This window comes from Streptococcus milleri, assembly GCF_900636525.1.
Classification (GTDB): Bacteria; Bacillota; Bacilli; order Lactobacillales; family Streptococcaceae; genus Streptococcus; species Streptococcus hominis.
In genome coordinates, this window is the sequence record NZ_LR134288.1 from 198,864 (window position 1) to 210,988 (window position 12,125).

Consider the following 12,125-nt stretch of genomic DNA (forward strand, 5'->3'; position numbering starts at 1 on the left):
GATTGTAGAACAGCTGTGGAATCCTTTGACCGAACTTGCTTGGTCACACTTCCAGTTGATGGTGCGGATGCTCAAGACGGTGAGCTGAAGGGGCTTGCTGTAACTGACGAAGAAATGGCGCGTAAAGCAGTCAACTACGTCTTTGAAACACCGGGCGGTATGATTTATCATGGTGCGGATTCTCACTTCTCAAACTATTTTGCCAAACACGGAAAAGATTTCAATATTGATGTAGCGATTAACAACTACGGTGACAATCCAATCGGTATTCAAGATAAGATGACTTCGATTGATTTGCTTCGTATGGCTGAAAACCTATGTGCCAAAGTCATTATTCCAGTTCACTATGATATCTGGTCTAACTTTATGGCTTCGACAGATGAGATTTTAGCCCTCTGGAAAATGCGTAAAGAGCGCCTCCAATATCAATTCCACCCATTCATCTGGGAAGTTGGTGGTAAATATACCTATCCGCAAGACAAAGACAGAATTGAATACCACCATCCACGTGGCTTTGATGATTGCTTCGAGCACGATTCGAATATTCAATTTAAGGCTTTACTATAAAAAATTAAGTGGGAATTATCCGTATACATTGCGATATGCGGATAATTTTCATATAATGATAGTGTAGAGAAAATAGCTACTGAAAGGGTAGTAGTATTATAAAAGGAGAATTCAATGTCAAATTTATCTGTCAATGCCATTCGTTTCTTAGGAATTGATGCCATTGAAAAATCAAAATCTGGGCATCCAGGTGTTGTCATGGGCGCAGCACCGATGGCTTATGACTTGTTTACCAAGCAAATGCGTGTGAATCCAGAAGTACCAAATTGGGTCAATCGTGACCGTTTTATCTTGTCAGCAGGTCATGGGTCTATGTTGCTCTATGCACTTCTTCACTTGTCTGGTTTTCAAGATGTCACTATGGACGAAATCAAGAACTTCCGTCAATGGGGTTCTAAAACGCCTGGTCATCCAGAATTTGGACATACAGCTGGCGTAGATGCGACAACTGGACCCCTCGGTCAAGGAATTTCGATGGCAACTGGTTTTGCGCAAGCAGAACGTTTCCTAGCTGCTAAGTACAACCGTGAAGGCTATAATATCTTTGACCACTATACCTATGTCATCTGTGGTGACGGGGACTTAATGGAAGGTGTGTCTGCTGAAGCAGCTTCTTATGCTGGACTGCAAAAGCTAGATAAGCTCATCGTTCTCTATGATTCAAACGACATCAATTTGGACGGAGAAACGAAAGATTCCTTTACAGAAAGTGTTCGTGACCGTTACAATGCTTACGGTTGGCACACAGCTTTGGTTAAAGATGGAACAGACTTAGAAGCAATCAATGTGGCGATTGAAGCTGCAAAAGTTTCTGGCAAACCGTCATTGATTGAAGTCAAAACGGTGATTGGTTATGGCTCTCCAAATAAACAAGGGACAAATGCTGTTCATGGAGCGCCTCTTGGTGCAGAAGAAGCAGTGGCTACTCGTAAAGCTCTTGCTTGGGATTACGCACCATTTGAAATTCCAGAAGAAGTCTACGAAGATTATCGAGTTAATGTTGCAGAACGCGGCAAAGCTGCCTATGATACTTGGGAAAAACTCGTTGAAGAATACAAACAAGCCTATCCTGACTTAGCTGATGAAGTTGTTGCCATTATTGCTGGAAAAGATCCAGTTGAGATCAAACCAGAAGATTTCCCAGTAGTAGAAACAGGTCTCTCACAAGCTACTCGTAATTCTAGCCAAGATGCTTTGAATGCAGCAGCAAAAGTTCTCCCAACTTTCCTTGGCGGCTCTGCTGACCTCGCTCATTCTAATATGACTTACATCAAAGAAGACGGCTTGCAAGACGATGCTCACCGCCTTAACCGCAATATTCAATTCGGTGTGCGTGAATTTGCTATGGGAACTATTTTGAATGGTATGGCACTTCACGGGGGACTTCGTGTTTATGGTGGTACATTCTTTGTCTTTTCAGACTATGTTAAAGCAGCTGTTCGCTTGTCAGCTCTTCAAGGCTTACCTGTGACCTATGTCTTTACGCATGACTCAATCGCAGTTGGTGAGGATGGTCCAACTCATGAACCAATTGAGCACTTAGCAGGTCTTCGTGCCATTCCAAACCTCAATATCTTGCGTCCAGCAGATGCGCGTGAAACACAGGCTGCTTGGTACTTGGCACTGAAGAGTCAATCAACTCCAACAGCTTTGGTTCTCACCCGTCAAAACTTGACAGTTGAAGCTGGAACTGACTTTGACAAGGTAGCAAAAGGAGCTTATGTCGTGTATGAGACAGCAGGTGGTTTTGATACAATCCTTCTAGCATCTGGTTCTGAAGTCAACTTAGCTGTTGCAGCTGCAAAAGAGTTGGAAGCACAAGGAGAAAAGGTTCGCGTTGTCAGCGTACCGTCAACAGACATCTTTGATGCACAAGATGCTGCTTACAAAGAAGAAATTTTACCAAATGCAGTTCGTCGCCGTGTTGCAATCGAAATGGCTGCAACCCAGTCTTGGTACAAATATGTCGGACTTGACGGAGCTGTTATCGGTATTGATAAATTCGGTGCTTCTGCCCCAGCTGCTAAGGTGATGGAAGAATATGGCTTCACCGTTGCTCATGTCGTAGAAGTTGTGAAAAATTTGAAATAGTAATTATCAAGAAAAAGAACCGAGGCTTGCTTCGGTTTTTCTAACTAGAAGTGCTATAATGAAAATAGAAAATTCTATCTCGGAGGTGTGAAGATGACAAAGGAAAGTATGATTTATCAGTTATTAGATGAATTGAAAATTTCTTATGTTCGTCTGGATCATGAACCAATTTCTTCCGTTATTGAGGCGGCTGAAAAGGGAGTCGTCTTACCGGGTCAACAAGTCAAAAATCTCTTTTTGAAAAATAAAAAGGGACGTCAATTTTATTTGGTCATTTTGCGGGACGAAAAAACGGCAGATATCAAGCATTTGGCAGAAATCCTTGATGAAAAACGATTATCATTTGCCAATGATAAGGAGCTGGAGGAGCTTTTACAGGTAGAGCCAGGTGCGGTTACACCTTTTGGGTTGCTTTTTGATAAGGAAAAGAAAGTCCAGCTGATTGTGGATGAGGAGGTTGATCCGAACTTGACCGTGGGTTTTCATCCTTTTGTCAATACAACAACGCTCAATATCGCTTATGCGGACTTTTTACGCTTTTTGGAAAAAGCAGAGCATACTGTCAAAAGAATTCGCTGCTAGTCAGGCTTAAGGAGGAATCCTTTTAGAAATTTCAGCCCTTCCTTGTAAATTCTCTAGGAATCTGCTATAGTAGATAATATATGAAATCTAAAGGAGACTAAAATGGGTAACGGTTTTTCAATTTTAATTATGTTGGTTGTGATGATGGGCTTGATGTTCTTCATGCAACGTTCTCAAAAGAAACAAGCAGACAAACGGATGGAAAGCTTGAACAAACTACAAAAAGGATATGAAGTCATTACGATTGGTGGCTTGTATGGTACGGTTGATGAAGTTGATACTGAAAAGAAAACAGTTGTTCTTGATGTAGACGGTGTTTACTTGACATTTGAATTAACAGCTATCAAGACTGTATTACCTCTCACAGAGGGAATCACAGCAGTTGCTGGTGCAGACGGAAGTGTTGATATGTCAGAAGATACAGCTATTGAAGAAGAATAGTAGTGTTTTAAGCTAGAAAAAGGGATTGGAGTTTCTCCAGTTCTTTTTATTTTTGTTTGAAGGTTTCTTTTACAACTTATAAGAATAATTCTTTTACTGCTTTGACGTTGTCAATTAGCTATTTTGATGCCAAAGCTAACTAAGTAACAAATATTCCCCTAGCAGAATAGGAATTTAAAAAAGATAAAGTATTTAATTTTTATCGTAAAATAATGTGAAAAAGAAGTTGGAGCCAAAAATTTCTATGTTTCGGCTTCTTTTTTATCTGAAATTTAGCATAAATCCCATTTTTAGAGGATTTATGATATAATGAAATGTAAAACTTTATTAGGAAAACAAGCAGATGTTTAGTTTTAAGAAAAAAGAAAAAATTGAAGTTCCGTTACAAATACCAAAACATATCGGTATTATTATGGACGGGAATGGTCGTTGGGCTAAAAAGAGAATGCAGCCGCGCGTTTTCGGGCATAAGTCTGGAATGGAAACTTTACAAAACGTTACCATTGCAGCTAAAGAGCTGGGGGTTCAAGTATTGACAGTCTATGCGTTCTCCACAGAAAATTGGTCGCGTCCTGAAAAAGAAGTCAGCTTTATCATGAACTTGCCGGTTGAATTTTACGACCGTTATGTGCCTGAGTTGCATAGAAATAACGTAAAAATTCAAATGATTGGAGATACAGAGCGGCTACCTAAGGCAACTTATGAGGCGCTTTACAAAGCAGAAGAATTAACGCGGCTCAACACAGGCTTGATTCTGAATTTTGCCTTGAATTATGGTGGCCGTGCTGAGATTGTTCAGGCGGTTAAAATGATTGCTCAAGATGTGTTAGATGCCAAGTTTAGTCCGGGTGAGATTGATGAAGAGATGATTGCCAATTATCTACAAACCAGCAATCTACCTCGATTATTGCGCGATCCGGATTTGGTCATTCGAACGAGCGGAGAATTGCGTTTGAGTAATTTCTTACCTTGGCAAAGTGCATATAGTGAGCTGTATTTTACAGATATTTTATGGCCGGATTTTGATGAGAAAGCTTTGAAAGCAGCTATTGAAGAATATAGTAAACGAAATCGTCGCTTTGGCGGTGTGTAGGAGAATTTATGGATAAGGATTTACAAAGACGTGTTATTTTTGGCGGAGTGGCACTTGCTATCTTCATTCCAGTTTTGATGATAGGAGGGGCGCTTCTGCAAATTGGAATGGGGCTTCTAGCCATGCTGGGTGTTCATGAATTGCTGCAAATGAAAGGGCTGAGAAGTACCACGCTAGAAGGTGTCTTAGCCATGTTGGCAGGTTTTGTGTTGACGATTCCACTCGAAAACTATTTGAAATTTTTGCCGGTAGACGGAAATGTTGTGGCCTATAGTTTAGTTGTTTTTCTTCTATTAGGCTCAACTGTTCTAGGGAAAAATTACAGTTTTGAAGATGCGGCTTATCCAATCGCTGCGAGTTTTTACGTGGGGATTGGCTTCAATGCTTTGCTAGATGCACGGGTGGCTGGTTTTGACAAAGTGCTCTTAGCCTTGTTTATTGTCTGGGCAACGGATAGCGGAGCTTACTTGATCGGACGGAGATATGGCGTACGTCGCTTAGCTCCTCATGTTTCTCCAAATAAAACTATTGAGGGCAGTCTAGGGGGCATTGCTTCAGCAGTCCTTGTAACATTTGTTTTCATGTTGTTTGATAGAAACGTTGCCGCACCTCATCATATGTTTGTCATGCTTCTTTTCACAGTATTCTTTAGTATTGCAGGACAGTTTGGGGACTTGGTAGAAAGTGCGATTAAGCGCCATTTTGGAGTCAAAGATTCTGGTAAATTTATACCCGGACATGGTGGTGTGTTAGATCGTTTTGACAGCATGCTGTTTGTCTTTCCCTTGATGCATTTCTTTGGATTGTTCTAATGAGAAGGATAAAAATCTCCAATTTTAAAGTTCATGGTGTAATCAATTAACGACGCAGTAGCTGCCTAGTTACATTACAACTTTGAGATTGGAGATGAAATTTGCAAAGTAAGTTGCTTTTTTGTTCACTATTTAACCTCGGAAGAGTTCCTAATGTCGAGGTTCACAAGGGTGAGGCGACGGACTAAATTTTTTAAGATTTGTCCTGTTCTGTTCTCTTCTTTTGCGAAATTTATGTATAAGCAAAACTTAAGCAAAATGAAGTATCCTTGCTTTGCTATAAAATAAAATTAAGTAAAATCATTACTATGAGAAAGTAGAAAGGTTGGTGTAATGCAGTCAGGTATTATAGGAATTATCACCTTTATCATTGTTTTTGGAATTATTGTGGTCGTTCATGAGTTTGGACATTTCTATTTTGCGAAAAAATCGGGTATTTTGGTGCGGGAGTTTGCTATCGGAATGGGCCCGAAAATTTTTGCTCATATCGGAAAAGACGGTACGGCTTATACCATTCGAATGTTACCGCTGGGTGGCTATGTTCGTATGGCTGGTTGGGGCGAAGATTCGACCAAGATTAAAACCGGAACACCTGCTAGTTTGACTTTAAATGAAGCAGGTAAGGTCGTCCGAATCAATCTTTCGGGCAAGAAAATTGATCAAACTGCTCTGCCGATGAATGTGACGGGCTTTGATTTAGAAGACAAGCTTGAAATCACTGGTTTGGTACTAGATGAACAAAAGACCTATGCGGTTGACCATGATGCAACAATCGTAGAAGAAGACGGTACAGAGGTTCGGATTGCTCCGCTTGATGTGCAGTATCAAAATGCTAGTTTAGGCGGGCGCCTCATTACCAACTTTGCAGGACCAATGAATAATTTCATTTTAGGGATTGTAGCTTTTCTGCTGTTGATTTTTATGCAGGGTGGCGTTGCCAATCCCAATACAAATCACATTCGCGTTTTACAGGGCGGTGCCTTGGCTCAGGCCGGTGTAAAAAATAATGACCAGATTTTAAAAGTTGGTCAAGCTGAAATTAAGAATTGGTCGGATTTGACCCAGGCTGTTCAGTCTGAAACAAAAAACAGTAAAGGGCAATCAGAACTAAATGTGACGGTTAAAAGTGGAACTAAAGTTCAAGAGCTGACAGTTAAGCCTAAAAAAGAGCAAGGCAGATATTTATTAGGAGTGATGCCGGGCTTGAAATCAGATTTTCTGTCTATGATTGCGGGCGGATTTAGCATGGCTTGGAACGCTAGTTTCCGCATCTTTGGCGCTTTAAAAAATTTAATTTTCCACCCAGACATCAATAAACTAGGCGGACCTGTGGCGATTTACAAAGCTAGTAGTGATGCTGCTAAAGGCGGAATTGAAAGTGTTATCGCTCTCTTAGCTATGCTTTCTCTGAATATTGGTATTTTTAATCTCATTCCTATCCCAGCGCTTGACGGTGGAAAGATTGTGCTCAATCTTCTTGAAGCCATTCGTCGCAAGCCATTAAAGCAGGAAACAGAAACCTATGTTACTTTAGCAGGTGTTGCCATTATGCTGGTGTTGCTGATTGCGGTGACCTGGAATGATATTATGAGAACCTTCTTTTAAAAGGTGAATTCTAAATAATAAATAAAAGGAAGAATTTATGAAACAAAGTAAAATGTTAATCCCAACACTACGTGAAATGCCTAGTGATGCACAAGTCGTCAGTCATGCACTTATGCTGCGTGCGGGTTATGTCCGCCAAATTTCAGCAGGTGTTTACTCTTACTTACCATTGGCTAATCGTGTGATTGAAAAAGCAAAGAAAATCATGCGAGAAGAATTTGAAAAAATCGGTGCGGTCGAAATGTTAGCTCCAGCCCTCCTTAGTGCTGATCTTTGGCGTGAATCAGGTCGTTACGATACCTACGGTGAAGATCTCTATAAGTTAAAAAATCGCGAAGGTTCAGATTTTATCTTGGGGCCCACTCATGAAGAAACATTCACCGCAATTGTACGGGATTCTGTAAAATCTTATAAGCAATTACCGCTCAATCTTTATCAGATTCAGGCTAAATACCGTGATGAAAAGCGTCCTCGAAATGGCTTATTGCGGACACGTGAGTTTATCATGAAAGACGGTTATAGCTTCCATGCTAATTATGATAGCCTAGATGTGACTTACGATGAGTATAAGACGGCCTACGAGAATATTTTTACACGAAGTGAGGTTGATTTCAAAGGGATTATCGGTGACGGTGGTGCTATGGGTGGAAAGGATAGCCAAGAATTTATGGCCATTACACCTGACCGTACCGACCTTACTCGCTGGGTTGTCTTGGACAAGTCAGTCTCTAGCTTTGATGAAATTCCAGCAGACGTACAAGAAGCTATCAAGGAAGAATTGACAGGCTGGTTAGTGTCTGGTGAGGATACTGTTGTTTATTCGAGTGAGTCAGGATATGCTGCAAACCTTGAAATGGCAACAAATGAATACAAACCAAGCAATCGTGTTGTGGCCGAAGAGGAATTAACTCGTGTAGAGACTCCGGATTGCAAGTCGATTGATGAAGTTGCTGCCTTTCTTCATATGGATGAAAGCCAGACAATCAAAACGTTGGTTTATATTGCTGATGAAAAACCGATTGTGGCTCTGCTTGTTGGAAATGATCAACTGAATGAAGTGAAGTTGAAAAATTATCTAGGTGCTGATTTCTTTGAACCGGCAAGCGAAGAAGAAGTTCGTGAACTGTTTGGAGCAAACTTTGGATCTCTTGGACCCGTTCATCTTTCAGAAGATGTTCAAATCATCGCAGACCGCAAGGTAGAAGACATCCGCAATGCAGTCGCTGGTGCGAATGAAGACGGTTATCATTTGACAGGTGTCAATCCAGGGCGAGACTTCACAGCAGAATATGTAGATATTCGCGAGGTGCGTGAAGGAGAAGTTTCACCAGACGGACAAGGCGTTTTGAAATTTGCACGCGGCATTGAAATTGGACATATCTTTAAATTAGGAACTCGTTATTCAGAAAGCATGAATGCGACTGTTTTAGATGAAAATGGTCGTGCAGTTCCTGTCGTAATGGGCTGCTATGGTATTGGTGTTAGTCGCCTCTTATCAGCTGTTATGGAGCAACATGCACGTCTCTTTGTCAATAAAACGCCAAAAGGAGACTATCGCTATGCTTGGGGAATCAATTTTCCAAAAGAATTGGCGCCGTTTGATGTGCATCTAATCCCTGTAAATGTCAAAGACGAGGAAACTCTTGCCTTGACAGAACAACTAGAAGCAGAGCTGGTCAAAGCTGGCTACGAAGTTTTGACAGATGACCGTAACGAACGTGCTGGTGTGAAATTCAGTGACAGTGACTTGATTGGCCTACCAATCCGTGTGACGATCGGGAAAAAAGCTGCTGACCGCATCGTTGAAGTCAAAATTAAAGCGACAGGTGATACCATTGAAGTGCATGTTGACAATCTTCTTGAAACACTTGCAATCTTAACGAAGAAAGACAAATAAATAGGTCTGAAATAAGAACTAAATTATCATTCAAAAACAGACAAAATCTTAATTGGAGATAATCCAAAAGAGATTTTGTCTGTTTTTTTGAGTTGTCACTTTACGTCGACTTGTTGGTGTGGGACAAAGAATGACTGTTGAGGGAAATGTATTTTATTTTGCTTTCATTTTTTACTATTTGAAGATAAAAAATAACTCTTTAGGGCGTTTTCTGAGGAAACCTTTGAAATATTTTATACTAAAAAGGTAGAAAAAGGAGTTGAAATGAGAAAGATAAAAAATATTCTTCAAATGAGTTTGCTAATCGTTTTGACACAGATTACTTTGGTCTTGCTGACGACACCCTTGTCCAAATCATTAACTTTTCAGCAGTCCAGTTTTGTGTTTTTGTTCATTTTATTTTTTGCTGGCTTGCTTTATTTTCGCTATTTTTCCAGAGAATTAATAGATTTTAAGTCAGAGATCTTAACGGCTCGTTACTGGCCCCTCCTGCGATTATCCTATCTCATGATGGTATTTATCAATGCTATAGGAGCTTATCTGATGATATTGGAGGGGATGACAGCAGCGTCAGAAGGTCAACAACTGCTCCTGAGCCTGTTTGTCCACTCGTCTCTTTTCTTATTAGGTGTTGATATAGTAGCTCTCGTGCCTGAGGTACGGTCATCCATTATTCATTTTTTTGTGTCAAAAGGTCAAGCACGAACGAGTTTTGTGATAGGGAGTTTGTTGTTTATCCTTTTACGAAATCCAGCTGATTTAACTTGTTTTATTGTTTATACAGGTTTAGGGAGTTTACTTTCTTTCTTGATTTCCAAGCCAACTCTTCGTTTGGAATTTTCCATTTTCAGTCATTTGGTGCGCAATAGCTTTTCTCTTCTTTTCTTGATTATTTTTTGGTAAATTATTTTGTAGAAATCCCACTTCTATGATAAAATGAGAGCATTATAGATTGGATGAGAAGAGCAATGATACAAAAAGAAAAACAGTTAGAATGGTTGCAGCAGCACCAAACAAAAGAGCCACATTTGGGCTTAGAAAGAGTGCGACGACTATTATCGCTGCGAGGCAATCCTCATTTACAAATATCAGTCATTCATGTGGCAGGTACCAATGGAAAAGGCTCAACGATTGCACATTTACGTCAGCTATTGCAAGCAAAGAAACTGCGTGTAGGAACGTTTACATCGCCTTATCTTCTTAACTATAATGAGCAAATTGCAATCAATGGTTTGCCTATTTCAGGCGAAGACTTTTATTCTTTGTTGCAATCTTATCAAGAGTTATTAAAAAAGCAGGCAGATGATACGATATTGCAGGAAATAACAGAGTTTGAGATTATTACGGCATTGGCTTATGATTATTTCTGCCAGCAAGAGGTAGATGTGGTCATAATGGAAGTAGGTCTGGGTGGTTTATTGGACAGTACCAATGTGTGTCAACCGGTTTTGACAGCTATTACGACAATCGGACTAGATCACACAGCTATTTTAGGTACGACATTAGAAGACATTGCCAAGCAAAAAGCGGGAATTATCAAGCAAGGTGTGCCGGTAGTGACAGGGAAGATTTCTTCAGAAGCACTGGCAGTTATTCACACTATTGCTCAGCAATGTCAGGCACTCCACATACGATATAAGAAAGATTATCAGGTGGAGTCTGTGCAAGGCTTAGAAGAGGGAGAAAAATTTCGTTTTTCAAATGCCTTTCGACGAGAAGAGGACTATCAAACTGTTCTTTTGGGCGTTCATCAGGTTGAGAATGCGGGACTGGCAATTGAACTGTGTGATCAATATTGCAGCTTGAAAGGTTTACCATTGTTGAGTGAAAATGAGGTGCGACAGGCATTGAAACGAACGTATTGGCCTGCTCGCTTGGAGAAAATTTCAAAAGCACCCTTGATCTTGCTGGACGGGGCGCACAATCCTCATGCACTGAAAGCTCTGCTTGCTTCCCTAGAAAGCCATTTTCCAGATTATCAAAAAACGATTTTATTTACATGTATTCAAACTAAGGCGTTGGATGAAATGCTTGCTTTACTAAAAATGGTTCCCACATCTCGCGTACTTTTGACAACTTTTGAGGATTCACGGAGTTTTTCAACAGGAGAAATGCAATGTTTGGCAAAGCAAGAAAAGTTAGCATATGTAGAGTGGTTGCCTTATTTGGAGCAATACAAAAAAGCCAAGCATGGAGAGAAAGAGCTGCTGCTTATCACAGGCTCCCTCTATTTCCTTGCAGAAGTCAGAAAATATCTACTGAATGATAGATAAAAAATAATTTTCTAACTAAATAAAATATGATAGAATAAAAGAGCAATTCATTTGCACAGAGTAAGTGGTCTGCGTTAAGTGTGTATGGATGGGATGTTGCCATACAACGAAACATTTGTGCGGTAGGCCATTGCATCCGCTGTCATTTTGACGGCTCCCGAAAGAAAAGGAGCGAATATGAAAAAAAACTCGCCAAAGTTATCGGTGCAACTATTGGTTGCCCTCGCAATGATTGTGGCTCTTTGTTTTGTCTTAGAGAAGTTTTCAATCTTTGTCATCCCTCGTTTGCTGAAGCTGAGTCCAGCTTTTATCGGTTATACCCTTATGGGAAGTGTCGCTGGTCCGGTTTTATCTGGTCTGGTTTCTGCCGTATATGATATGCTTTCCTTTTTCTTTTTGAGTCAGGGACAACCATTCATTATCTGGTTTACATTGATTGAAGCCTTGCAAGGTATTCTCTATGGTTATTTCTTTTATGGCAAAGAATTACGATTTGAACGGAAGAAAGACTGGCTTTGGGTGACGCTAGCAACTATCGCTGTTATGGGAGTGGGGACCTTTACTTTAACGCCCTTAGCTCTCCATTTACAATATGGAGTACCCTTTGTTGCACTATACGCTACTCGGGCATGGTCTGTTTTTGAAATTCCTTTACGAGTAGTTGTGACGATGCTCATTGTTCCACAGTTGCAACGAATCCCCGAATTACGTAAGTTAATGGGATTAAACAATAAGTAAAAAATGAGAGCAGAAAAAGGCTGAGA

10 protein-coding genes, 1 pseudogene and 1 riboswitch are annotated in these 12,125 nt (G+C 40.4%); all 11 genes and pseudogenes read left to right on the plus strand.

The window, feature by feature from the left end; translation table 11 throughout:
- Positions 1 to 12 precede the first annotated feature (12 nt).
- Positions 13 to 567: pseudogene (gene ulaG / locus EL087_RS01045) on the plus strand (L-ascorbate 6-phosphate lactonase); the annotation flags it as partial.
- 114 nt (positions 568 to 681) lie between these two features.
- A complete protein-coding gene (gene tkt / locus EL087_RS01050) occupies positions 682 to 2,658 on the plus strand; it encodes a transketolase (protein WP_126406246.1) in 1,977 nt (658 codons plus the stop codon).
- A 93-nt stretch (positions 2,659 to 2,751) separates the two neighbouring features.
- A complete protein-coding gene (locus EL087_RS01055; protein ID WP_126406249.1) occupies positions 2,752 to 3,240 on the plus strand; it encodes a prolyl-tRNA synthetase associated domain-containing protein in 489 nt (162 codons plus the stop codon).
- A 102-nt stretch (positions 3,241 to 3,342) separates the two neighbouring features.
- Positions 3,343 to 3,681 (plus strand): preprotein translocase subunit YajC, encoded by a 339-nt coding sequence (gene yajC / locus EL087_RS01060; RefSeq protein WP_003026971.1) that lies wholly within the window; start codon positions 3,343 to 3,345, stop codon positions 3,679 to 3,681.
- 343 nt (positions 3,682 to 4,024) lie between these two features.
- Positions 4,025 to 4,774: an isoprenyl transferase gene (locus EL087_RS01065; RefSeq protein WP_003028510.1), complete on the plus strand. Its 750-nt coding sequence runs from the start codon at positions 4,025 to 4,027 to the stop codon at positions 4,772 to 4,774.
- 8 nt (positions 4,775 to 4,782) lie between these two features.
- A complete protein-coding gene (locus EL087_RS01070) occupies positions 4,783 to 5,586 on the plus strand; it encodes a phosphatidate cytidylyltransferase (RefSeq protein WP_126406252.1) in 804 nt (267 codons plus the stop codon).
- A gap of 333 nt (positions 5,587 to 5,919) precedes the next feature.
- Entirely contained in the window at positions 5,920 to 7,191 is a 1,272-nt protein-coding gene (locus EL087_RS01075) for a M50 family metallopeptidase (RefSeq protein WP_126406255.1), read from the plus strand.
- Between the two features lie 37 nt (positions 7,192 to 7,228).
- Complete coding sequence (locus EL087_RS01080; RefSeq protein WP_126406258.1) at positions 7,229 to 9,088, plus strand: proline--tRNA ligase; 1,860 nt, start codon at positions 7,229 to 7,231, stop codon at positions 9,086 to 9,088.
- A gap of 264 nt (positions 9,089 to 9,352) precedes the next feature.
- A complete protein-coding gene (locus EL087_RS01085; protein ID WP_126406261.1) occupies positions 9,353 to 9,991 on the plus strand; it encodes a CPBP family intramembrane metalloprotease in 639 nt (212 codons plus the stop codon).
- A 65-nt stretch (positions 9,992 to 10,056) separates the two neighbouring features.
- Complete coding sequence (locus EL087_RS01090) at positions 10,057 to 11,361, plus strand: bifunctional folylpolyglutamate synthase/dihydrofolate synthase (RefSeq protein WP_126406265.1); 1,305 nt, start codon at positions 10,057 to 10,059, stop codon at positions 11,359 to 11,361.
- Between the two features lie 54 nt (positions 11,362 to 11,415).
- Positions 11,416 to 11,505: riboswitch (THF riboswitch) on the plus strand.
- 33 nt (positions 11,506 to 11,538) lie between these two features.
- Entirely contained in the window at positions 11,539 to 12,099 is a 561-nt protein-coding gene (locus EL087_RS01095; RefSeq protein ID WP_003039137.1) for a folate family ECF transporter S component, read from the plus strand.
- Positions 12,100 to 12,125: the final 26 nt, after the last annotated feature.